Annotated in this window: 22 protein-coding genes, 2 tRNA genes and 1 pseudogene; 6 read left to right on the top strand and 19 right to left on the bottom strand. The window is 68.1% G+C overall.

All coding sequences use genetic code 11. The features are described 5' to 3' along the window. Nucleotides 1–59: 59 nt before the first annotated feature. Nucleotides 60–701 carry a putative glycolipid-binding domain-containing protein gene (locus G7043_RS12275; RefSeq protein ID WP_166045660.1) on the bottom strand — a complete coding sequence of 214 codons (642 nt, stop codon included), beginning with the start codon at nucleotides 699–701 and terminating at the stop codon, nucleotides 60–62. Continuing rightward, nucleotides 702–872, bottom strand: a complete 171-nt coding sequence (locus G7043_RS12280) for an antitoxin (protein ID WP_166045661.1) — start codon at nucleotides 870–872, stop codon at nucleotides 702–704. It lies immediately after the preceding gene. A gap of 190 nt (nucleotides 873–1,062) precedes the next feature. On the opposite strand from G7043_RS12280, the gene G7043_RS12285 reads away from it, so the two are divergent. Next, on the top strand, nucleotides 1,063–2,376 hold the full coding sequence (locus tag G7043_RS12285) for a BNR-4 repeat-containing protein (RefSeq protein ID WP_242642107.1): 1,314 nt from the start codon (nucleotides 1,063–1,065) through the stop codon (nucleotides 2,374–2,376). 133 nt (nucleotides 2,377–2,509) lie between these two features. Here the strand turns inward: G7043_RS12285 and G7043_RS12290 are convergent, their stop codons facing one another. Both G7043_RS12290 and G7043_RS12295 read right to left on the bottom strand, forming a co-directional pair. Next, nucleotides 2,510–3,748 carry a thioester domain-containing protein gene (locus G7043_RS12290; protein WP_166045662.1) on the bottom strand — a complete coding sequence of 413 codons (1,239 nt, stop codon included), beginning with the start codon at nucleotides 3,746–3,748 and terminating at the stop codon, nucleotides 2,510–2,512. Between the two features lie 310 nt (nucleotides 3,749–4,058). Beyond that, nucleotides 4,059–5,264, bottom strand: coding sequence for a DNA cytosine methyltransferase (locus G7043_RS12295; RefSeq protein WP_313887821.1), 1,206 nt, complete (start codon nucleotides 5,262–5,264; stop codon nucleotides 4,059–4,061). A 62-nt stretch (nucleotides 5,265–5,326) separates the two neighbouring features. Here G7043_RS12295 and G7043_RS12300 point away from each other — a divergent pair, with 62 nt between their 5' ends. Beyond that, a complete protein-coding gene (locus tag G7043_RS12300) occupies nucleotides 5,327–6,085 on the top strand; it encodes a hypothetical protein (protein WP_166045664.1) in 759 nt (252 codons plus the stop codon). A gap of 9 nt (nucleotides 6,086–6,094) precedes the next feature. Here G7043_RS12300 and G7043_RS12305 read toward each other — a convergent pair whose 3' ends face one another. Next, nucleotides 6,095–7,351 (bottom strand): hypothetical protein, encoded by a 1,257-nt coding sequence (locus tag G7043_RS12305; RefSeq protein ID WP_313887822.1) that lies wholly within the window; start codon nucleotides 7,349–7,351, stop codon nucleotides 6,095–6,097. An 18-nt stretch (nucleotides 7,352–7,369) separates the two neighbouring features. Here G7043_RS12305 and G7043_RS48235 point away from each other — a divergent pair, with 18 nt between their 5' ends. After that, on the top strand, nucleotides 7,370–7,543 hold the full coding sequence (locus G7043_RS48235) for a hypothetical protein (RefSeq protein WP_242642230.1): 174 nt from the start codon (nucleotides 7,370–7,372) through the stop codon (nucleotides 7,541–7,543). Nucleotides 7,544–7,705: 162 nt separating this feature from the next. Here G7043_RS48235 and G7043_RS12310 read toward each other — a convergent pair whose 3' ends face one another. Continuing rightward, complete coding sequence (locus tag G7043_RS12310; RefSeq protein WP_166045666.1) at nucleotides 7,706–7,912, bottom strand: hypothetical protein; 207 nt, start codon at nucleotides 7,910–7,912, stop codon at nucleotides 7,706–7,708. Between the two features lie 66 nt (nucleotides 7,913–7,978). Here G7043_RS12310 and G7043_RS12315 point away from each other — a divergent pair, with 66 nt between their 5' ends. Beyond that, nucleotides 7,979–8,836 (top strand): NAD-dependent epimerase/dehydratase family protein, encoded by an 858-nt coding sequence (locus tag G7043_RS12315; protein WP_166045667.1) that lies wholly within the window; start codon nucleotides 7,979–7,981, stop codon nucleotides 8,834–8,836. On the opposite strand, the gene G7043_RS12320 is transcribed toward G7043_RS12315, so the two are convergent. Then, complete coding sequence (locus G7043_RS12320; protein ID WP_166045668.1) at nucleotides 8,781–9,692, bottom strand: ribonuclease Z; 912 nt, start codon at nucleotides 9,690–9,692, stop codon at nucleotides 8,781–8,783. The genes G7043_RS12315 and G7043_RS12320 overlap by 56 nt on opposite strands. Before the next feature lie 23 nt (nucleotides 9,693–9,715). Here G7043_RS12320 and G7043_RS12325 point away from each other — a divergent pair, with 23 nt between their 5' ends. Beyond that, entirely contained in the window at nucleotides 9,716–10,534 is an 819-nt protein-coding gene (locus G7043_RS12325) for a serine hydrolase domain-containing protein (RefSeq protein ID WP_166045669.1), read from the top strand. Here G7043_RS12325 and G7043_RS12330 read toward each other — a convergent pair. The 12 genes from G7043_RS12330 to G7043_RS12385 all read right to left on the bottom strand — a co-directional run bounded on the left by G7043_RS12330 (nucleotide 10,518) and on the right by G7043_RS12385 (nucleotide 21,116). Then, nucleotides 10,518–10,844 carry a hypothetical protein gene (locus G7043_RS12330; protein WP_166045670.1) on the bottom strand — a complete coding sequence of 109 codons (327 nt, stop codon included), beginning with the start codon at nucleotides 10,842–10,844 and terminating at the stop codon, nucleotides 10,518–10,520. The two genes, G7043_RS12325 and G7043_RS12330, sit on opposite strands and share 17 nt — an antisense overlap. 22 nt (nucleotides 10,845–10,866) lie before the next feature. Further along, nucleotides 10,867–11,694 carry an SDR family NAD(P)-dependent oxidoreductase gene (locus G7043_RS12335; RefSeq protein ID WP_166045671.1) on the bottom strand — a complete coding sequence of 276 codons (828 nt, stop codon included), beginning with the start codon at nucleotides 11,692–11,694 and terminating at the stop codon, nucleotides 10,867–10,869. 135 nt (nucleotides 11,695–11,829) lie between these two features. After that, nucleotides 11,830–12,240 (bottom strand): hypothetical protein, encoded by a 411-nt coding sequence (locus G7043_RS12340; RefSeq protein WP_166045672.1) that lies wholly within the window; start codon nucleotides 12,238–12,240, stop codon nucleotides 11,830–11,832. Nucleotides 12,241–12,245: 5 nt separating this feature from the next. Then, nucleotides 12,246–12,668 carry a hypothetical protein gene (locus G7043_RS12345; RefSeq protein WP_166045673.1) on the bottom strand — a complete coding sequence of 141 codons (423 nt, stop codon included), beginning with the start codon at nucleotides 12,666–12,668 and terminating at the stop codon, nucleotides 12,246–12,248. Between the two features lie 70 nt (nucleotides 12,669–12,738). Beyond that, nucleotides 12,739–15,222 (bottom strand): ATP-binding protein, encoded by a 2,484-nt coding sequence (locus G7043_RS12350; RefSeq protein ID WP_166045674.1) that lies wholly within the window; start codon nucleotides 15,220–15,222, stop codon nucleotides 12,739–12,741. A gap of 181 nt (nucleotides 15,223–15,403) precedes the next feature. Continuing rightward, nucleotides 15,404–15,479: transfer RNA gene (locus tag G7043_RS12355), tRNA-Arg, on the bottom strand. 41 nt (nucleotides 15,480–15,520) lie between these two features. Next, nucleotides 15,521–15,610, bottom strand: a tRNA-Ser gene (locus tag G7043_RS12360). Between the two features lie 155 nt (nucleotides 15,611–15,765). Continuing rightward, nucleotides 15,766–17,709, bottom strand: a complete 1,944-nt coding sequence (locus G7043_RS12365) for an acetoacetate--CoA ligase (protein WP_166045675.1) — start codon at nucleotides 17,707–17,709, stop codon at nucleotides 15,766–15,768. A gap of 75 nt (nucleotides 17,710–17,784) precedes the next feature. Continuing rightward, on the bottom strand, nucleotides 17,785–18,540 hold the full coding sequence (locus tag G7043_RS12370; protein ID WP_166045676.1) for an ESX secretion-associated protein EspG: 756 nt from the start codon (nucleotides 18,538–18,540) through the stop codon (nucleotides 17,785–17,787). Further along, nucleotides 18,537–19,790: a PPE domain-containing protein gene (locus G7043_RS49310; protein WP_166045677.1), complete on the bottom strand. Its 1,254-nt coding sequence runs from the start codon at nucleotides 19,788–19,790 to the stop codon at nucleotides 18,537–18,539. The genes G7043_RS12370 and G7043_RS49310 overlap by 4 nt, the downstream gene beginning before the upstream one ends. Then, nucleotides 19,787–20,260, bottom strand: a complete 474-nt coding sequence (locus tag G7043_RS12380) for a hypothetical protein (RefSeq protein WP_166045678.1) — start codon at nucleotides 20,258–20,260, stop codon at nucleotides 19,787–19,789. The genes G7043_RS49310 and G7043_RS12380 overlap by 4 nt, the downstream gene beginning before the upstream one ends. A 214-nt stretch (nucleotides 20,261–20,474) precedes the next feature. After that, entirely contained in the window at nucleotides 20,475–21,116 is a 642-nt protein-coding gene (locus G7043_RS12385; RefSeq protein WP_166045679.1) for a dienelactone hydrolase family protein, read from the bottom strand. Between the two features lie 74 nt (nucleotides 21,117–21,190). Here G7043_RS12385 and G7043_RS12390 point away from each other — a divergent pair. Further along, nucleotides 21,191–21,443 (top strand): annotated as a pseudogene (locus tag G7043_RS12390) (aminotransferase); the annotation flags it as partial.

Here is a 21,443-nt window from a genome sequence, read left to right on the forward strand (position 1 = left end):
CCGTCGCATCCATCGTTTGGATGCGACTCGCCACGAAGGAAGTACTTCTTGGAAGCTTTCTAAATCCGCTTCGAGATCAACGGGTAGTCGACGACGAGGCCGTTGGAGTCGACCTTGATGTTCTGCTCGAACCCGCCGCTCTTGAACCGCACCACCGAGACGTCGTCCCCGACGGACACCGTCTTGTAGGACTGCGTCACGGCCTTCACCGTCAGTTCGGGCAGCGACACCCACACGACGGGGAGGTCGAACTCGCCCTCCTCGCGGTGCAGGTCGAGGCGCCTGATCGGGATGGTGTTGAACAGCACCGCGAACTGGACGTCGACGTCCAGCGCACCGTTGAACGTCTCGCGCTTGGCGCCCTGGCCGTGGTCGACCAGCCAGGCGCCGTCCTCGGTCCTCGACAGAGAGCACTGGCGCTCTTCCAGGACGGTGGCTGTGCGCAGCAGCAGCCTGTTGACCTGGCCGCTCTCGTCGACGGAGACCTCGAACGAGGCGCTGAACTGCTCGGTCGGGCCGGTGGCGACCATGCGGCCGGAGGCGCGCAGGCGTGGGCTGTTCGTCAGGAGCAGGCGGACCTGTTCCAGGCGCGGCTCGTGGAGGCCCTGCCAGGTGATCATCTCTGGCTTGCGGGCAGAAGGAGAGCGGGTCTCTCCCGTGGAGGTGACCCGCCCGGCGTCAGTGGTGTTGAAGGAGTTCACTCATCCACCTGGAAGGATGTCCTTGATCTTCTCGGCAACCGAGTCGACCTGCTCGTCGTGACCGAACTTGCCTGCGACGAAGTCCGCCGCGGCGTCCACGCCCTTGTCGACCTGCTCGTGGTGCTCTTGAGCCAGGTCCAGGGCCTTGTTCTTGATCTCGTCGAAGTTCATGTGGTGCTCCTCCGCTTCTGACGCAGAGTACCCGAGTAGGGCCCGCGTGTTGATAGCCGACGATCACGCTAACTCCGCCTGGACAAGTCGGCTCTGCGAAACGAGGATGTCCCCTGCCGCCGCCTGGTCGGCCGCTCTCGCGGCCAGAACCAGGAGGACACGCCACATGACACGGCTCCTGCGTGGAGTTATGTCCGCTGTACTGCTGTTGCCGCTCGTCGCGGTCCCTTCGGCCCACGCCACGGCCGATGCTCAGGGGAAAGCGAAGTTCGCGGTGACGACGACGGCCACGAACGTCGCGGCTCGCAGTGACCGGCGACCGGTCGCCGGTGGGGTCTACGACCGCAAAGTCGGCAAGACCTTCATCTCTTGGGCCGGGCAGTACGAGGACAGCTACGTCCAGACGTACGACCACCGCAAATCCACCTGGTCCGCGCCCAACCGGATCGCGGACGGGGACAAGGACGCGCACAACTACCCGACCATGGTTCAGGCCGAGGACGGGCACCTGCTCATCTTCCGCGGCATGCACAACGTCGAGCTGCGGATGTCTCGTTCACCCCAGGCCCACTCGGCCGACGGGGTCTGGGAAGAGACGCTGATCTCGAAGAACGCGGCCACGTACCCGATGCCGTTCGTCACCCGCGACGGCACGATCTACGTCTTCTACCGCGAGACGTCCCGCGACCTCGACCCCACGTTCCCGACGGACACGCGTCCGATGCTCTACGTGGTGTCCAAGGACAACGGCAAGACGTGGAAGACCTCCACGGAACTGACCGGCGACCGGTTCGCGATCGGTTCGACGGCCCGCGCGGACAACATGAACGAGATCTACATCGGTCAGCTGCGGCAGGAGGACAACGGCCGCGTGCGGATCGTCTACACGCTCGCGGGTGGTGGCACTGAAGGACATCTGCACGACCGGTACCACCGCAACATCTACTACGCGTGGTTCGACCCTCACAACCGTCACTTCTACTCGGCGTCCGGCAAGGATCTGGGCACCCAGATCGACGACGCCGACCAGGAGAAGCACCTGAAGGTCGCGGAGACCCCGCTGACCCTGCCGAACAACGTGAAGTCCCCCGACTACATCCAGCTCGTCGGCACGACGCTGGGCCGGCCGTTCCTGCTGTGGTTCATGGGCGACCCGGACAAGGGGCCGCTGCGCAACTACCTGTCCACTTGGAACGGCCGCGCGTGGGAGACCGAGGAAGTCGCGCGGGGGCTGCGCACCCGTGAGATGGAACCGGTCGACCCGTTCACCTGGCGCGTCTACGCCACTGAGGACGGCAAGCCGAACGTGAACACCTACCTGGTGCGGTTCGGTCGCACGTGGACGCCGGAGGCCGTGATCCCGACGGCCAAGCCGGTGCAGCGCGTCGAGATCGTGGAGAACTTCCGCGACCCGGCGCGGGCGATCTTCTCCGGCGCATCCTCCAACCGGGACGTCGCCATCGCCGACGGCGACATCAGCGTCGCCGGCCTCGCCCGCCGTTAACGCACGCGGGGCGCTTTCGTACTGACACACAGTACGAGAGGGCCCCGCGTGCGTCCCAGCGAGCAGCGGAACGGCAAACGCCCCCAGGATCGGCGCGGATCCTGGGGGCGTTCGTCTACGGGGTGCTGATTACTCAGGCACCGGCCTTCTTGCGGCGCACGACGAACAGCGCACCGACACCGGCACCGACGAGCACCAGACCGCCGACCAGCGGCCACAGGATCGAGGCACCGGTCGAGGCGAGGTCCTCACCGCCACCGGGCGCCGGGTTGGCCGGCGTCGTGGAGGTGGTGGGGGTCGGCGAAGACGGGGTCGCCGAGGACGGCGGGGTGGAGGAGGACGGCGTGGTCGGCTCGGACGGCTTGACCTCGAGCTTCCAGTTGGCCTTGCCCTCCTTCTCGACCTTGGCGTTCGACGGCTGCGCGACGATGAGCGACTGGGCGACCTTGTCGTCGCCGACCGAGTCCTTGTCCTTCGCGACGAACAGGCGGCCGACCTGCAGCGTGGCCTCAGCCGAGAGCTGGAACGCCGCCTCGCCGTCCTTCGCACCGGCCGGGACGTTCACGAAGAACTCGGAGACCTTCTCGCCGGTGCCCTGAACGGCGAGCTCCTTGTCGCCCTTCTTCTGCACGGCGAGCGGGTTGCCGGCGGCGTCGGTGATGGTGACGCCCTCGGGCAGGTTCGCGGTCAGCTTGACCTCGGACGCGGTCGTGGTGACCTTGAACGGGCCGATCTTCTCGCCGGACTTGCCCGCCTTCTCGGCAGGGTCGATCTCCAGCGTCGGCTTCGGCTGCGCCTCGTCCTTGGCCTGCTCGAGGAACTTCGTGTACAGGTCCTTGACGTCCTGGCTGTTGCGGCCGTCGTTCATGTCCAGCTCAGCACCATCGGAGAAGTGCCAGATCGCGGCCTGCGTGGCGGCGATCGTCTCCTTCTCGCTGAACTGCTTGCCCCACTTGGTCTCGATGTCGGCCCCGCCCACACCCTTCTTCATCGGAAGGTTGGGGAAGGAGTTCGTCAGGATCCAGAGGATCTTGCCCGCGTTGTCGTTGAACTGCTTCTGGTTGGGGTGCTTGCCCCACTCGACCTCGCGGAGGTGGTCACCGTTCGAGAGCTCCGTCGGCAGCTCCACGCAGTACGCGTAGACCTTGGTGTCCTTCTGGCCCTGGATCTGGAGCCGGATGATCTCCGTCTCGATGTAACGCTCCTTGTGGGAGGGCAGGCGGGGGCCCTCCTTGAGCGCGACGAACTCACCCTTGGGCTGGTCGCCCTGGTCCGGGGTGGCGATGACGTCGGCGTTGGCAGGAAGGGCCGAGAACGACAGAAGGGCAGTGGCGCCGAGCAGCGCCGCGCCGATCCTCAACCGGGAAGCCATGGGTCTCCTTGCTCGCTGAAGTTAGCCCGCACGCGTAGAAAGTCAGTTCGCCCGTCGGGACGGTCGGCACGTCGTCATCGACACTGAACCGACAGGAAGCGAGCGGACACTATCCGATGGGGTGTCACACGACCGGGTGAGGTATAACGGCTATCACATACTGGTCGTGACCAGCGAAAATCTACTCAGGGTGTCCACAGTGGATAGGCTTGCGATGCATTGATTTTGTCAGGTGACGTTAAATTCGTTGCCGAACAGTTATCGATTGCCGCGTCCCGCTACGGATGGCGAGCACGTTCGGTTCAGAGACCTACGCCACCATTTCGGTAACTTCCACCGGCCGAATGTCGCCGGGACGCAGTGAAGTGCCTCGCAGACACATCTCCCGCGGCTCCGGGCGGCGGCCGGTGAGAATCCACCGGGTGAGCCCGGCCAGCTGGTAGGCGATCAACGGCGGAACGGCGTCGCCGACGTGCCGGTAGGCGTTCCCGAGAATCGAGACGTCGAACCGGAACTGGCGCGGGAACCCTTGCAGGAGCGCCATCTCGCGGACCGTGCACAGCCGGTGCTGCTCCGGGTGGGCATAACGGCCGTTGCCGACGTGACCGCATTCCCGCTTGATCGTGCGCGCCGGTTCGTCCCACCACATCCGGCCGTAGACATCGGGGTGCGAACCCCAGTTCTGCTGTTCGACGATCTTGCGTTGTGCCGGATTCAACAACTCCGCGGTCTCGGGTGAGCGGAGCAGATCGGCCCACGAACCACCGTTCGCGGGAATTGCCCGCATTCGTTCCAGACTGCGGTCCTGGGAAAAGGTCGGCGACACGTGAATGAGATCTTCTGGGTGCGCCTCGCCGGCCGCCACGACCGGCATCTTGCCGATGGCGCGCCGGACCGTGATCGCGGAAGGCCGGATGACCCGGCCCGCCCAGAGGTCGTCCAGCGTGAGCAACGGCAGACCGGCGTCCACGGCAACCATCAGCGTCCGCTCGCGCAGCTGCGGCAGGCCGAACTTGGACAGCATGTGCGTGCCGCCGGCGACCGAGTAACCGAGGCTGGTCAGGTCCTCGGCCAGGCTGTCGAAGTGGTGGCGCTGCTTGCCTTTGACGAGCTCGCGGGCGTTCTCGACGAGCACGACCTTCGGGCGCAGCTCCTCCGCGTAGACGGCGATCCGGCCGACCAGGGAGTTGCGCGGGTCGTCGCGCAGGTGGTTCTGGGCGGTGATGCGGCTGAAGCCGGAGCACGGCGGGCACGCGAGCAGCACGTCCAGCTCGCCGCGCTTGAGGCCCCACACCTCGCGCAACGCCGCCGGCGACACCTTCGAGAGGTCGACCTCCAACGGGTCGACGCCGATGTTCGCGCGGTACGTGTCGTTGCAGCGCAACGAACCCAACCGCGACGAAGGCTTGCCGATCTGCGCGTCAGCGGCACCGACGACCCGGAAGTCGCGGTGGGCGTGGAAGCCGTAGCTCATGCCGCCCGCACCCGAGAAGATGTCGGCCACCGAGAAGGACACCACGAGATCGTACGGGCGAGGCTCCGAGGAGCCTTCCCTGACATCCCGTACCTTTCCGCCCTATGGAGCTGCCGCGCGCCTGGCAACGGCCTGACCCGTTGCGCGGACTCGACAGGATTTCCTGGGTCGAGGTGTACGACGGCCGGGGTGGCGCCGGTCGCGTGCCCCGTCTGCTGCGCTCCCTGATGGACTCCAGCGCCGACGTCCGGCTCGACGCGCTCTCCTCGCTCGCCGACCGGCTGCTGACCGACGACACGGTCTCCGAGGCGTCGTTCTGCGCCGTGCCCTACCTCGTCGAGCTGGGAGCCTCGTACAAGGTCGCCGCGGACGTGCGTGATCGGGTGATCTTCCTGCTGGCGGCCATGGCGTTGGCGGGCAAGGGGTTCACTGAGGACGGACGGCGCACGCACCGCAGGTGGAACGCTCTCGGGCGGGAACTGCCGCGAACGGCGCCGGACTGGCTCACGCAGACCAGGCACGCCGTCGCCCAGGGCGCACCGAAGATCTTCGAGGCGCTGGCGTCCGAACGGGTCGCCTGTCTGGTGGCGCTGGCGTGCGCCGTGCCGGAGAAGCTGCCGTCGTTCGTGAGCGGGCTGATGAACGACATGATCGAACTGCCCGGCGAGGAGATGCTCGCCGACGCCGCCGAGATCGCCGTCGGGCTGCTGAAGCGCTCACCCGAGTCAGTCGGCGTGGGCCGGCCGAAGGTGCTCGGCGAAGGGCTGGTGCGACCAGCGCACCAGCCACGTGAGGTCGCCGCGGCCCTGATGGGCTACCGGTCCGCCCTCATCTCCGCCTACGGAGACGAGGGCGCCTGGTAGACCGTCCATTCAGGCGGTGACCGCTTCTTCGATGATCGACTGCTCGACCTGGACGTCGTCCTCGATCGCGATCGCGGGCTCCAGGGCGCCGAGGCCCGTCCCCCACTCCTGATCGGCCAGCGCGAACGCCGCGACGGTCAGCGCCGCCACCGGTGCCCCGACGGGCATGTTCTCGCGGTGCAGGTCGAGGTCCAGGCGTCCGCCGATCGGTGACGGGCTGAGCCGCAGCGTCGCGTGCGCGGGCTCGTCCGGGTGCGCCAGCCGGCACGCCCAGCCGGTGAAGATCACGCGGCGTTCGTCCACCTGGGTCGGTTGCACGGCACGCACGTTGGCGCCCACCGCACCGGACCGGACGGTGTCCGCGGCCTGCAGGACGAGCTCCTCGAACTCCATTGAGGAGATGCCGAGGTCCCAGCCCGCGACCAGCGCGACCTGGACGAGCGCGAGCGGCAGCGTCGGGACGGCGTCCTCGAAGCACACCATCGCGCCGCCGTAGCGGGTGTTGATCTCGGTTGGCAGGAAGCCGTCCTCGGTCGCGATGCCGTCCAGCGTGAACGTGCCGCGGTAGCCGACGGTCTCGCGCAGGTGCTCGCCGACGCGGCGGGCCAGGTTGCGCATCTCGTCGCGGATCCACACAGGCGGGTCGTAGTAGGACGCGCAGCCCGCGTAGAGGAACTTGGCCTGGCCCTGACGGCGCGGCACGACCATCTCGATCGGGCGCAGCACCGCGGTGCCGTCCGGGAAGACGATGCCGTGCACGCTCACCGGAATGCCTTCCAGGAACGGCATCACGCGCACCTGGTCGCACTTGGGCGCGAGCACGTCGAAGGCCTCCTTGGCCTCCTCGTACGTGCGCACGCGACGCACGAAGTTCGCACCGCCGTTGATCGCCGGGCCGTCACCGGACCAGACGACGCCCGCGCCGCGGTCCAGCATCTCCGAGGCGCCCCAGAGGCGTTCGAAGTCGAGGTCGAACACCATGGCCGGCGCGCGGCGGGCGCTGAGCTCGTCCCAGAGCGCGTCGATCGTGGTCTTGTTCTCCAGCTCGACCCACTTGTGCTGACGCGCGTTGAGCACCGGGCGGCCCTGGAACGTGCTGATCTCGTTGTAGGGCGTGCTGATCACGACGGCTTCGGCGTCCGGGTCGAAGTCCTTGAGGATCGCGCGGACCTCGGTGCTCGGCTTGGTGAGCAGCTTGCCGAGACGGCGCTGCTCGACCGCGACGAAGCCGCCCTTGATGCCCAGCGACACCCAACGGGCGATCACCGAATCATGCAGCGGGGCATGATCGTCGGTATCGAGCACGAGCGTATGGCGTGCACCGAGCGTATGGAGCTCGTGCGCGCGCTTAGCCAGACGCGTGCCACCGGCCAGCACAACCAGCCGGTCACCGAACAACCTGCCGAGGCGCTCGTTGAGCGCTGCGAGGACATGATTCATCGCCGAAAACTCGCTTAAGAGAAGCGGAGGACGTGACCGGCGATCGCCGGGTGACGCGTAGCGTAGAGGCACCCGGTATGTGTGTCGAAGCACGGTCCGGCAACGGCCGGATGAAGGTTGCGGCGGGCCCGCTTTCGCGGGCCTCACGGCAAGTGGATCAGACGATGATCTGTGTGCGCCCTAGGCGCGGGCGGCGTCCCGAAGAACCTGGTCAACGCCGTTGAGGAAGGTGCGCGTGGAGCTGAGGACCGGCATCGGCACGGTGACCTCGGTCGACTGAGGCGCGGGTGCGGCTCCCACGATCTCAGCCACGTTGCGCAGGAACTCCTGCCGCTTGAACTCGTGCACGGCCACGTCGTGCAGGAGTCCGGCGATGCTTGTGTGCACAGCGCGATGGGGATAACTCACTTGGGTGTTATCGGCGCACTCCTGGGCGACCTTTAGGGTCAACTCGTGCGAGTTCTAGTGACCGGTGCCACTGGGTACGTGGGCCAGGCCGTGGTGCGTGAGCTGCAGGTTCATGGTCATGAACCGGTTTTGTCGCGTCAGCGCCTGTCGGAGCCGTTCGAGTTGCCCGATGTGGACGCCGTCATCCACTTGGCCGCCGTCGCCCGTGTCCGCGAGTCGTTTCTTGATCCAGTTTCGTACTACGAGACGAACGTGGCCGGAACGCTGAACATCCTGAAAGCGTTGAAGGGCCAACGATTCCTGCTCGCGTCGACTGGCACGGTGTACCGGCCGTCGGACTCTCCCCTGACGGAGGAGTCCGTTCGGGAACCCTCGTCGCCGTACTCGGCTTCGAAGGCGGCGGCCGAGGACCTCGTGGCCTGGGCGGCGCGGTCCGGACAGATCGGCGCGACCACTCTCCGTTTGTTCAACGTCGCTGGAGGTGGCGACAAGGACACCAGTCGGGTGATCACCCGTGCCGTCGCTTGCGCGGCCGGAACGGTGCCGGGCATGGACGTCTACGGCGACGGTGGGGCCGTGCGCGACTTCGTGCACGTACGCGACGTTGCTGCTGCTTTCGTCGTGGCGCTGGAAGCTTGTTCCGTCGGCACGTCGTCGGTCTACAACGTCGGCGCGACCGCTGCGTCTGTTCAGGACGTTCTCACGACCGTTGCGGAGGTGACCGGGCGGTCAGTGGACGTCACGTGGAAGCCCGCGCACGCCGGTGAGGCCCGGTCGCTGCGGGCTGACGTGTCCGCGCTGCGCGCGTTGGGCTGGGAGCCCCGTTGTTCCGCCCTGGAGGAGATCGTCAGGGACCAGTGGCTCGCTTCGGCACCGGAACCCGGTCCAGGTCCTTCGCGATGACGATCTCGCCGCCGAACTCCTGGGCCGCTTCGGCGTGGAACTCGGCGGGGTCCTCGTAGCGCTGGGAGAAGTGCGTGAGGACCAGCTTGCGGACCTTGCAGTCCTGCGCGACGCGGGCGGCCTGCTGGGCGGTGAGGTGGCCGTGGTCGCCGGCGAGCTTGGTGTCGCGGGCAAGGTAGGTCGACTCGATCACCAGCATGTCGGCCCGGTCCGCGAGCTCGTAGACGTTGTCGCAGAGCCTGGTGTCCATGACGAACGCGAACTTCTGACCTTTGCGGGGTTCGCTGACGTCCTGCAGCTTGACGCCGTTGAGCTCGCCTTCGGTCTGCAGGATCCGGACCTGCAGCCCCTGGATGCCGTGCTCCTTGAGCTTGTCGGGGAGCATGCGGTGGCCGTCGGGTTCGGTGAGCCGGTACCCGAAGCTGTCGATGCCGTGGTCCAGCCGGTACGCCTCCAGCGTGCCGAACTTGCCGGTCGCGATCTCGCCGTCCTGTTCGACGGGCTCTTCCTTGATGTCCGCAGCGTCGTAGAAGGCGCTGGCGTAGCGGAGGCGTTCGAAGAAGTGGGCGCCTGACTTCGGGAAGTGCGCGTGGACGGTGTGCGGGACCCGGTCCAGGGACAGTCGCTGGACGATGCCGGGGACGCCCAGGCAGTGGTCGCCGTGGAAGTGGGTGATGCAGATGCGGGTGATGTCGCTCGCAGCGGCGCCCGACCTGAGGAGCTGCCGCTGGCTGCCGTCGCCGGGGTCGAAGAGGAAGCCCTCGCCGTCCCACCTCAGCAGATAGCCGTTGTGGTTGCGCTGGCGCGTGGGAACCTGGCTGGCCGTTCCCAGGACGATCAGTTCCCGGACTGTCACCCCCTGACGTTAACGTCTGTCCCATGCGGAGCGTCGAAGTGGCAGCGTCGTGGCCGGTCGAGAACGTGGCGGTGGCCGTCGTCTCGGGTGGGTCGGTCGTGGGCTCGCTGGGTGATCAGCAGCGGGTGTTCCCGCTGGCGTCGGTGACGAAGCTGCTCACCTCGTACGCCGTGCTGGTAGCCGTCGAGGAGGGCGCGATCGAGTGGGACCAGCCGGCCGGGCCTCCCGGTGCGACCGTGCGGCACCTGATCTCGCACACCGCCGGCTACGCGTTCGACAAGGCCGAGGTGCAGGCCGAGCCGGGAAAGCGCCGGATCTACTCGAACGCGGGCTTCGACGTGCTGGCTTCTTTTGTTGCCTCGGCTTGCGAGATGCCGTTCGCCACTTATCTGCACGAGGCGGTGTTCGTGCCGCTGGGGATGAAATCGTCGACTTTGGTCGGTTCAGCCGGCGCAGGAGCCGAGTCCTGTGCCGCTGACCTGGCCTTGTTCGCCGCCGAGCTGCTGTCGCCGTCACTGGTTTCTCGCGAGCTGGTGAGCGAGGCCACTTCGGTGGTGTTTCCCGGGCTGAACGGCGTGCTGCCCGGTTATGGCATGCAGAAACCGAACGACTGGGGTCTCGGGTTCGAAATCCGTGACGGCAAGTCGCCGCACTGGACCGGGAATTCTTTTTCCCCGCGGACGTTCGGGCACTTCGGCCAGTCCGGCACGTTCCTGTGGGTCGACCCGGAGATCTCCGCCGCGTGCGTCGCTCTGACCGATCTGCGTTTCGGCCCGTGGGCGGTCGAGGCGTGGACGCCGTTCTCCGACGGCGTCCGCGCGGAGCTCAGTCAGCGAGCCTGATGGCGAGCTGCCTCAGCACCTCTTGCACGTCGGCGTCCTCGTAGTCGTTCTCGTACGCCTGGGCGACGCCGTGGAAGGCGTAGAGCAGGCCGGCGGTGAACCAGCCGAACTGCGACAGCACCTGGTCCATCGCCTGCTTGAGGGCCTGCGCGCCGGCCTCGTTCAGCTCGCCGTCGACCTTGACCTCGTAGCTGAACACGCCCTCCTGCAACGACTTGAGGGCCGTGCGCAGGTAGTCGCTCGACTCGGCACCGTCGTAGCTGAGCGTCAGGACGCCGAGCGCCCGCTGCATGATCTCGCGCTGATCCACTCGGCCACTCTGCCCGTTCCCGTCAGGTTCTGACACCCCAACGCACCCAAGCGGGGTCCTCCGGTTCGAGCGCCTCCTCGAAAGCCTCGGCGATCTTGTCGACGTCCCACTCGTCGCTCTCGATGACCGGTGCCTTCGGCGACGTCTGGCCCATGACGTGCAACTTGCCGTTCGCGAACCTGATCAGCTGCCCGGTGATCTTCGCCGCCCGGTCGCTCAACAGGTACGTGACCAGCGGCGCGATCGTCTCCGGCGGCCCGCTCGGGGTGGCTTTCGTGTCGGCCGCAGCCATCCGTGTCCAGGCGAGGGGACACACGGCGTTGACGCGAATGCCTCTCTCGTGGAGCTCATTTGCTGCCCCAGCCGTGATGCTCGCAACGGCACCCTTGGACGCTGAGTACGTGAGCGCCGTTGGTTGCCCGACCATCGCCACGGAGCCGAGGTTGACGATCGACCCTCTGCGCATGCTCCGCACGGCCGCGTTGATGCAGTACAGGGTGCCGAGGACGTTGACCTCGACGAGTTCGCGCATCCTGTCCGGGTCGTCCTGGCCGATGTCCGCCTGGTAGCGGATGCCGGCGTTGTTGACGAGCCCGTCGATCCGTCCGAACGCCGCCGTGCACGTGTCGACCATGGCCTGGGCCTGCTCGGGATCCGTGACGCAGCCGCCGCTGACCACGGCCTCGCCACCCCTGAGCGAGATGAGGTCGGCAACCTTCCTGGCGAGCGGCTCGTCGACGTCGTTGATCACCACCGCGGCCCCGTTCGCGACCGCGTGGGTGGCGAACGCCCTCCCCAACCCCTGCCCGGCGCCGGTGATGACCACAGCCTTGCCCGCCAGAATCCCCATGCTTCGAGTGTGGCCAGGGACATTCACCCAGTGGTCGTTCGCGTCGGCCAATGGCCGCTGTCCGCGCCGAACGGTGTACGCGGGACGACGACCGGTTGCCCGGCCGTCGTTCACCCCCGTTACCAGTAGCAGGTCCTACGGCCGCCAGAAGTCCTTCCAGCCCTTGCAGTAGCCGTTGTCGAAGCACAGGTCGACCATGACGCGCTCGAGACCGCCGGGCCGGTTCGTGTCGCCGATGACGAAGCTGAACTCGCGCTTCGGTCCGTACCGCCCCGCGTCGTCGGTCGTGCGGGTCACGAGCTCCCCGTCCGGCCTGCCGTCCTTGTAGGCCACGAACTTGGCCTGCGTCCAACCGGGTTTGTGGTCGAAGACCCAGCCGTGCACGGTGGCCGTCCGGTTGTGCCAGTCGATCGTGCCGAAGGTGCCCCCGTCCTCGCACGGGCTGATGCAGCGCTCGAACGCGGTCAGGTCCTCCGCCTGGGCCGTGGCGGGCGCGGCGAGTGCGGCGGCGGCCACCAGTGCGCCGGCGGCGAGCTTCTTGATCATCACTGTTAGCGGTCCCTGTACTCGACGGTGCTGTCAACGCACGTGGTGAAACAGATCCAGATCCTGATCTCGTCGATGCCGCCGGACAGGTTCGTGTCCCCCATCGGGAAGCCGATCTTTCGCGGAGACTTGACGTTCGGGTCCGAGGTCTCGTCGTTGGCGGTGCGGGCCACTTCCGGGCCGATCTGCTTGCCGTTGGCGTAGGCGCGGAACTTGATCGTGGTCGACCCGAACCCCTGGTCCCAGATGATCCCGGAGACGTTGGCGGTGCGGTTGTGCCAGGTGATGTCGCCTTGCGCACTGCTGTCGCAGTTGGTGCCGTTGCAGATCACCCAGGGGTCGACGATCGTGGCGTTGGCCGTGGCGGGCGCGCCGAGTGCGACGGCGGCGGCCGCCAAAACTCCGGCGGCGAGCTTCTTTGTGGTCACCGGGACACTTCAGCAGTGACCGGGCCGCCTCCGGCCCGATCCTGGACGAAGCTGGACAATCCTGGACGGGTCACAGCTCGGCGAGGGCCGCCCGCAGCCGTTCCGCCTCCGGCACACCGATCGCCTCGTAGCGCTCCAACGCCTGGCGCCACTGCCGTTTCGCGCTGATCACGGCGCCGGTGGCCCTGGCGACGGTGCCCAGCCCTTCCAGCGCCCGCGCTTCCTCCAGCCGGTAGCCGTGCTCGGTGGCGAGGGCCAACGCGTCGTGGTGCGCCTCGCGTGCCCCCGACTGGTCGCCGGACAGGCCACGGGCGAAGCCCAGGTGGTTGAGCAACTCCGCCTGCAACGACGCGTCGCCTGCCTCCCGGGAGATCCGCAGCGCCTCCTCGAAGCGGTCGATCGCGAGGTCGTGCTCGCCCTTCGCCCGGTGCACCCCACCGAGGAACTTGACCACGAAGGCCTCGCCGATCCGGCTGCCCAGCGCCCGGTACCCCGCCAGTGCCTCGTCGAACATCAGCAGTGCCTCGCCGTGCTCGCCCAGCTGGTTGAGGACGTTGCCGAGATTGGTCAGCGCGTGTGCCTGGCCCAGCTGGTCACCGAGCGTGCGGAACGTCTCCAGCGCCGCGCGTTGGTTGGTCAGCGCGCGGTCGAGCTCACCGCGTTGTTCCAGGGTGACGCCGAGGTTCAGCAGTCCCATGGCGAGCTGCTGCGGCCGGTCGAGGTGCCGGAGCAGTTCGTTGGACTCCTCGTGGGCGGCGATCGACTCGTCGAACCGGCCGAGCGAGCCGAGCGTGATGCCGATGCTGCTCAACGTGCTGGCACGGCGTCGGCGGCTGCCCAGCCGTTGCCAGACGTCCGCGCTCTGCCGCAGCCAGTCGAGCGACTCGAGTTGCCTGCCCATCACCTCCGCCGCCACGCCGAGGTCGCGCAGCGCTTCGCCCTCTCCCGCCAGGTCGCCGTCGGCCCTGGCGCTGTCGAGCGCCAGCTGATGCATGCGCATCGCCTGCGGGCCGCGCGAAATGGTTTCGAGGTGCCGCTTGGCGACGTGCGCGAGTTGCCGGGCCCGAGCCCCGAACCCCAGGTCGGCGGCGGCCTTGACGACCTCGACCACGTTGTCCGCCTCGGCGGTCAGCCAAGCCCGTGCGGTGTCGGCGTCCGTCAGCCAGGAGACCTCCTCCTTCCCGGCGGGGTCGGCATGACGGGGGTAGGCGAGTGCCAGCGCCGCGGTGTGCGCCTCGACGTAGTGGTCGATCAACCGCACGGCGGCGGGATCCGCCGCCGGAGCCAGCTCCCTGCTGTAGGCGCGGAGCAGGTCGTGCATTTCGCAACGGCCGTTGTCCTGCACCAGGTTTGCGCTGATCAACTGCTCGACGCGCAGCGCGGCGTCAGCCATGTCGATGCCGACGAGGGCGGCCGCGGCGGGGACGTCGAAGTCACGGCCGGGGTGGTGCCCGAGCAACCGGAAGAGCTCGGCCGCCTCCGGCCTGAGCTGCCGGTACGACCGCAGGAACACAGCGCGCACCATGCTGCGCGGGTCGCCGGTGCTGTCGAGCAGGTCCAGGCGTTCCGCCCGGAGGTCGCGGACGACGGCCGTCAGCGGTTCGTGCCGCGCGAACTCGGCCGCGATCCGGATGGCGAGAGGCAACCGGGCGCACAACTCCGCGAGCTCGATCGCCGCATCGGGTTCGTAGCAGACGCGTTGGCCCAACAAGCTCTTGAGCAGCTGCACGGCCTCTTCGACGGTCAGCACGTCGAGATCCAGCCGGTGCACGCCGTCGACGACGGCCAGGCCGGTGAGCGCGTCCCGGCTGGTGACCAGGGTGAAACAGGAGGAGGTCGCGGGCAGCAACGGCCGCACCTGCTCGGCACTGCTCGCGTTGTCGAGCACGAGCAGCACCCGTTTGGCGGCCAACGCCGACCGCAGCAACCCCGCCCGCTCGTCCAGGCTCGGCGGCACCTCGCTGATCCCCAAGGCCCGCAACAACCGCAGCGCCGCGTCGGCCGCGGACACCGGCGGCCCGACGTCGTACCCGCGAAGGTTCAGGTAGAGCTGGCCGTCCGGGAACCGGTCGGCGGCCCGATGCCCCCAATGCACGGCGAGCGCGGTCTTCCCCACCCCCGGCGTGCCGGTGACCGCGGACAGCACCACGGTCCGTTCGTCCTGCTCCACCAGGTCGTCGAGCTGCTGGAGCTCCGCTGCCCGCCCGGTGAACGCGGTGACGTCCGCCGGCAACTGCCTCGGCGCCGTGGCGGCGGGAACCTGCTTGCCCGAGTGCTCGTGCGCGGCGACGCGGTCCCAGGCGTCCGCCCACGACCTCAGGTCGGCGTCCGTGCCGTCCAGCGCGATGACGATCCGGTCCAGCACCTCGGCGGGCAACAGCGTCTGCCCCGTGAGGTACGTGTGGACCGTCGACCTCGGCACGTCGATGCGCTTGGCCAGGTCAGCCAGCGACACCCTGGTGCGACCGCTGCCCCGCGCCGCGTTCCCCCTCAAGACTTCGAGCTGGCGAACCAGGTCCGCCCGCGTCCGCACCTGCCCTGGATCCGCGCCCACACGCCCTCCCCTGCGTGACCACTACATCGAGAACGTATACGTCCCGCGGCTGATGACCGTTGCCATTGACGGCCTCGCCCGGAATTGACCAAGTACTGACACGGTTCCGGGCGACCCGGTGAGTTTTGGCGGAAACCAGAGAGCCCCTCTTCGCGTATTCCGCGAAGAGGGGCTCTTGGTCTGGCGCGCTCGACAGGATTCGAACCTGTAACCTTCTGATCCGTAGTCAGATGCTCTATCCGTTGAGCTACGAGCGCAGGTCTTCAATTATAACCGATCCTCAAGAGGCTCGGCCTTGCGGAGGCTCCGGGATTTGAACCCGGGATGGGGGGTTACCCCAAACCGCATTAGCAGTGCGGCGCCATAGACCAGACTAGGCGAAGCCTCCCGGGACCATCCTTGGCCACGACGCATAGGTTACACAGGTCCCCAACCGAGTTGCAAAACGCCCCCCTCTAACCCCGGAAAGCGCTGGTCAGGGCACGTTCCGAGGGGTCGAGAGGGGCGTTAAACGCCTGTTCACGCAGACGAGAGTGACCTAGATCATCCTGAGGCGAGTTCCAGGAACGGTTGGAGGGACTCGGGATTGCGCAGGGCGCCGCGCGACACGGCTCGGTCGACGTCCATGCCGGCGAGGATCTTCTTGACCGGCACCTCGCACTTCTTGCCGTTCAGCGTCCTCGGGATCTCGGCCACGGCCACGAAGCGGTTCGGGACGTGGCGCGGGGACAGGGCCGAGCGCAGTTCCTTGCGCAGCAGTGGTTCCACGTCGGCCAACCCGACGCCGTCGAGCACCACGAAGCAGAGCAGTTCGCCCTCGGTGACGCCGGAGGTGTCGATCACGAGCGAGTCGACGACGCCGGGGACGGACTCGACGACGCGGTAGAACTCCGAGGTGCCCATGCGGACGCCGCCGCGGTTCAGGGTCGAGTCGGAGCGGCCGTAGATCACCGCCGAGCCGCGCGGGGTGATGCGGATCCAGTCGCCGTGGCGCCAGATGCCGGGGTAGGTGTCGAAGTACGCGTCGCGCAGCTTCGAGCCGTCGGAGTCGCCCCAGAAGAAGACCGGCATGGACGGCATGGGCTTGGTGATCACGAGTTCGCCGACGGCGTCGTTCAGCGTCTCGCCCGCCTCGTCGAACGCGTGCACGGACGCGCCTAGTGCGCGGCAGGAGAGTTCGCCCAGCCAGACCGGGCGGTCCGGGGAAGCGGCCACGAAGGCGGTGCAGAGGTCGGTGCCGCCGGAGACCGAGGCGATCTGGACGTCCTTGCCGACGGCCGAGGCGATCCAGCGGAAGCCTTCCGGTGTCAGGGGTGCGCCGGTGGAGCCGACGACGCGCAGGCCCGTCAGGTCGTAGCGGGACGACGGGTCGATGCCCTCTTTCAGGCACGACTGGACGTACGGGGCCGAGGTGCCGAAGTAGGTGACGCGGTGTTGTTCGGCCAGGTGCCACAAGGTGTTCAGGTCGGGAAACGCCGGGCTGCCGTCGTACAGGACGATGGTGGTGCCCGTCAGCAGACCGCCGACCAGGTAGTTCCACATCATCCAGCCGGTGGTGGTGAACCAGAAGAAGCGGTCGCCGGGGCCGAGGTCGCTGTGCAGGCCGATCATCTTCAGGTGTTCCAGCACGATGCCGCCGTGGCCCTGGACGATGCCCTTGGGCAGGCCCGTGGTGCCGGACGAGTAGAGCACCCACAGCGGGTGGTCGAACGGCACCGGCGTGAACTCCAGCGGCGCACCCGCGAACGAAGCGACCAACTCCGAGAACGACAGCGTGTCCGGGAGCGAGGAGCCGTTGTCCAGGTAGTCGATCAACACCGTGGCGCTCAGACCGGGCAGCTGCGCGCGGATCTCCTCGACGACCGGGCGGCAGTCGAAGGACCGTCCGTTGTAGACGTAGCCGGAGACGGCGACGAAGACGGTCGGCGAGATCTGGGTGAAGCGGTCGGCGACGGCTCGGGCGCCGAAGTCCGGGGAGCAGGACGACCACGTGGCGCCCAGTGAGGCGGCCGCCAGGAAGGCGATGAGGGCTTCGGGGGCGTTCGGGACGAGTGCCACCACCCGGTCGCCCTTGGAGACGCCCAGAGAGGCCAATGCGGCCCGGAAAGCGGCCACGCGTGAACGCAGCGTGCCGAACGTCAAAGAAGAAGCCACGCCGTCTTCGCGATGGAAGATCACGGCCAGGTCGTCGTCGCCACCGCGACGGAGGGCGTGCTCGGCGTAGTTCAGGGTCGAGCCCGGGAACCACTCGGCGCCCGGCATCTCGGCGGAGCCCAGCACGCGCTCAGGAGCGGTGTGGAACCTGACGTCGAAATACGAAGCTATGGCGCCCCAGAACCCCTCGAGGTCGGAGACGGACCACTCCCACAACGACTCGTAGTCGGGGAAGTCGTGGCCGCGGCCCGAGAGCCACGACCTGAAGGCGGTCATCCCGTTGTCCCTCGTGGGGTCCGGGCGCCACAGCAGTTCGACGTCGGTGTCGGTCATGCCCCATGTCTAACTCAGGCACAACCGAACGTCCATGTGTGATTGGCGGACACGACGTCCACCAACGGTGTGGAACTACCCCGCCGCGAGCAGTTCGTCGACGGCGCTGGTCAGCCGGGGCGCGTCGGCGGGGGCCAGCACGAGCCAGCCGTCCTGCTTGCGGAGCAGGTAGCGGCCCTCGCGCGTGTCCAGCCACGACACCGAACGGCCGGTCGGGCGCGGGACGCCGTCGCGGTTGCGGGCGGTGAGGCCCAGTTCGCCGCCGCCGATCCGGGACGTCACGATGCGCATCAGGGCGTGCGCCTCGGGTTCGCGGATGCCGGCGTCGCGCAGCACGTCCAGGAACGCCTGCTTGCCGTCCTGCTCGCCCGCCTTGCCCGCCCGCACGTAGTCGTCCCAGCGCACGTTGACGGCGCGACCCGTGCCCGGTGCGAGGCCTGGCAACGATGACACCGTGGCCGAAGCCAGCGCGGTCGGGCGGAACGAGTACAGGTGCACGTCGTTGTTCACGCGCGCGGCGAAGGCTCCGCTCCACCCCGCGCAGGCGATGCCGCGGGCCAGTTCGGTGCCCTTGAAGTACGCGATCTCCAGCGCGCGGTCGAACTCGCCGAGGCCGGCGATCAACGCGCGCAGATCGGGGTCGGGCCGGTGGACGGTGCCCAACCGGCGGGCGTGCAGGGTCTGCGAGCTTGCTTCGACGAGACGCTGCCGCGCCGCTCGGGTGGCCCCCACGTGGGGGGTCCCGAGCGGCACGACGCGATCCTCGCCGTGCACGGCTTGCCAGAGCAGGAAGAACTCCTGCGAGCTCACCGTGAACTGCCTTTCGCTCACTGGCCGATCACCGGCGGGGCGGCCTTGCGGTCCAAGCCGAAGACGTTGTCGTCCTCTTCCAGGTAGCTCGCGGTCCGGTGCTCACGCTCGTTGTTGTTGCCCTGCGCCGCGGCGGGCGCACCGGCCATCGGCGCACCGCCCATCGCGAGCGGGTTCTGGAACGCCTTGGTCTGGCCGCCGGTCGCCGACGAGGCAGCGGCCGCCGCGGCACCCGCACCGCGCGACACCTCGTTCACCCCCGCCGCGCCACCACCGGAACCGGGTCCACCGGCACCGCCGCCGCCACCGGCCTGGTTGCCGGAGTTGGACGTGAAGGGACGTGCCATGCCGAAGCCGCCACCGAGACCACCACCGCCGCCGCCACGTCCACCACCGGAACCACCGCCGAAGCGGGAGGAGGCGTTCGTGGTGCCGCGGTTCTGGCCCGCCGCGGGGTTGGTGGTCGTGACCGGGGCTCCGGTACCACCGCCGGCACCGGTCTCCGGGCCCGTCGGGGTGCGGCCGCCCAGCTCGGGGCCGGTCGGCGTCGGGTTGATCGGGTTCACCGGCGGGGTGAACTGCGCCGGCACGGTCTGGTCGACCGCGGCCGAGTTGCGCTGGAACGCCGCCATCACGTCCGCCGCGAGGCGGTGTTGGGCGTCGTTGGTCGCGAGCGTGTCGACCGGGCTGCTGCCGATGGTCTCGAAGCCGCCGAACTCACCGCGCAGCGTCGTCGCCAGACCCGGCTCCCGCAGGGTCTCCACGCCGAACATGTCCGATGCCCGGTCCGAGATCGTCAGCCGGTCCCGCAGCGTCGCCGTCTCGGTCGGCACCGGCGCGGCCGGCGGGTCCGGAGGTGGCGGCATCGCGGCGCGGGCGGCCTCGACGTTGTCGGTCTCCGTCGTGATCGCGGCCGACACCTTGTGCGCGTAGTTCGCGGTGTCGTCGACCCAGTTGGTGACCTCGGTCAGACCGTTGCGCGCCAGTCTGGCGGACTCGCTGTCCCAGCCGACCGTGGAGTCCTCGACGGCCTTGAGCAGGTTCGACCGCACGCCGGCGATGTCGTCGCCGATCTTCTTCCAGTTCGTCGCGGCGGTTTGGGCACCGTCGAGGTTCACACCCGTGTGCACCATGTTGTACAGCTCTTTGTGCGAGTACGTCATCCAGTCGTGCGGCTCGTACAGAGCGCCGTGGTCGTACTTGTTGTCGTTGCTCCCGCTGCCCTTGTTGTCGTTGTTGTCGTTGCCCTTGTTGTCGTGGTTGCCGCTCACCAGGACCCCCCGGCGTTCTTCATCGCCTTCTCGGATTCTTCGTCGGCGTCGCGGATGCTGTCGCGGTTGCGGCTCAACGCGTTGCTGATGTCGTCGAGGACCTTGAACAGGTCGAGCAACGCCTTCGCGGCACCCGAGTCCTCCCCGACGGCCAGATCGGCGAACCGCGCGCTGATCGCCTTGGCGACCGGGTTCTCGCCCAGCTGCAGCGGTGTCGCCAGTTGTTCGGTCGCGCGCTCCCACAGGTCCATCACCTGGTCGCGCGCGGCGTCGACCGCCTTGATCAGCGCGTCCGCCGCTTCCACGTCGAGCGTCAGCTTGCCGCTGTCCGCCGCCTGGTCGAGCTTGGCCGCGGCGTGGCTCGCCTCCGCCTTGTCCACCAGCATCTGCTGCTGGAGAACGGGTTTCACCGCCGCCAGCTGCTCAGCGGTGATCGGCGCGGTGACCGACGCCGAGGCATCAGGAGTCACCGCTGGAGTCTCCGCGGGCGGTGGCGCGCCCGTGCCCGTCGTCGTCGCTGTGCCAGTCGTCCCCGTGCCTTCAGCCATCCCTCTACAACCCCCTGCACTGCTAACTCGTCACCGCAGCACTGAGTGTTACCAAGAGCTACACCCAGTCAGCCGTCCGAAGCATCCCTTAGATGTACCTGGATGACGGTTCGGTTCCAATCCGCCGTAAAGACTCTTACCTCATGTGTGCGTCGAACCAGTTCAACGCACGAGCCCACGCTTCGTCACTGGAAACGTCGAAACGAACCACATCGGACGCGGTCTCGGAGCTGATCACCGCGTCCCGCAGCTTGCTCACTTCTTCCGAGTCGTCGTCGCGGTAGATGCCGAGCCAAGGGCAGGTCAGGTCGCCTGCGACGTCCACCAGCGCGGGCAGCCCGTCCGACAGCGGCTCCAGAATTCCGGGGCCCTGCACGGTGACGGCGGCGCCGATCGTGCGGCTCGCGGCGACCACCATCGCGACGGTGCCACCGGTGTCGAACCCGACGACGCCCATCCGGTCGGCGCTGACGCCCTGCTGGCCCAGCCAGACGAACGCGACATCGGTGTCAGCCAGAAGGCGGTCACCCGAAAGCTTGCTGACCTGGTCCCGGATGTCGTCGCCGTGCACGCGGTCCTCGTCGTAGAGATGCGGTGCGATGGCGAGCCAGCCCTCGTCTGCCAGGCTGCTGACGAGCGTCCGCACGCCGGCGGTCATGCCACGAGCCTCGTGCAGCACCACGAGTCCGCCCCGGACGGCGGAGTCGGGTTCGGCGATCGTCACCCGCAGCTCACGGCCGTCGGTGAGGGATAGCGTCTCGATGCGGGTAGTGGTCATGTCTAACCCTCGCACGTCAGGGTGAACTCCAGTCAACGTGTCCAATCGGACGGAGCAATGCGAGGATCGGGTGCATGACCGTGCGAACCCGTGCCGACCTGGCGTCCTTGCCCGCCTACGTGCCCGGCAAGTCCATTCCCGGCGCCATCAAGCTCGCGAGCAACGAGGTGTCCGCCGGACCGCTGCCCAGCGTCGTCAAGGCGATCGCCGAAGCCGCCACCGCCATCAACCGCTACCCCGACTCGGGCTGCGTCGAACTCACCGGACGACTGGCCGACAAGCTCGGCGTCCCCGCCGACCACCTGGCCCTCGGCTGCGGCTCGGTGA

The organism is Lentzea alba, from assembly GCF_011067745.1.
GTDB classification, from domain to species: Bacteria; Actinomycetota; Actinomycetes; order Mycobacteriales; family Pseudonocardiaceae; genus Lentzea; species Lentzea alba.

Bases quoted from the DNA above. Each gene is read 5' to 3' on its own strand.
- G7043_RS12335 (WP_166045671.1), bottom strand. From the start codon at position 11,694: ATGGGGATTCTGGCGGGCAAGGCTGTGGTCATCACCGGCGCCGGGCAG.
- G7043_RS12300 (WP_166045664.1), top strand. From the start codon at position 5,327: ATGGAGCTGCCGCGCGCCTGGCAACGGCCTGACCCGTTGCGCGGACTC.
- G7043_RS12325 (WP_166045669.1), top strand. From the start codon at position 9,716: ATGCGGAGCGTCGAAGTGGCAGCGTCGTGGCCGGTCGAGAACGTGGCG.
- G7043_RS12285 (WP_242642107.1), top strand. From the start codon at position 1,063: ATGTCCGCTGTACTGCTGTTGCCGCTCGTCGCGGTCCCTTCGGCCCAC.
- G7043_RS12385 (WP_166045679.1), bottom strand. From the start codon at position 21,116: ATGACCACTACCCGCATCGAGACGCTATCCCTCACCGACGGCCGTGAG.
- G7043_RS12365 (WP_166045675.1), bottom strand. From the start codon at position 17,709: ATGACCGACACCGACGTCGAACTGCTGTGGCGCCCGGACCCCACGAGG.
- G7043_RS48235 (WP_242642230.1), top strand. From the start codon at position 7,370: ATGATCGTCGGTATCGAGCACGAGCGTATGGCGTGCACCGAGCGTATG.
- G7043_RS12290 (WP_166045662.1), bottom strand. From the start codon at position 3,748: ATGGCTTCCCGGTTGAGGATCGGCGCGGCGCTGCTCGGCGCCACTGCC.
- G7043_RS12340 (WP_166045672.1), bottom strand. From the start codon at position 12,240: ATGATCAAGAAGCTCGCCGCCGGCGCACTGGTGGCCGCCGCCGCACTC.
- G7043_RS12280 (WP_166045661.1), bottom strand. From the start codon at position 872: ATGAACTTCGACGAGATCAAGAACAAGGCCCTGGACCTGGCTCAAGAG.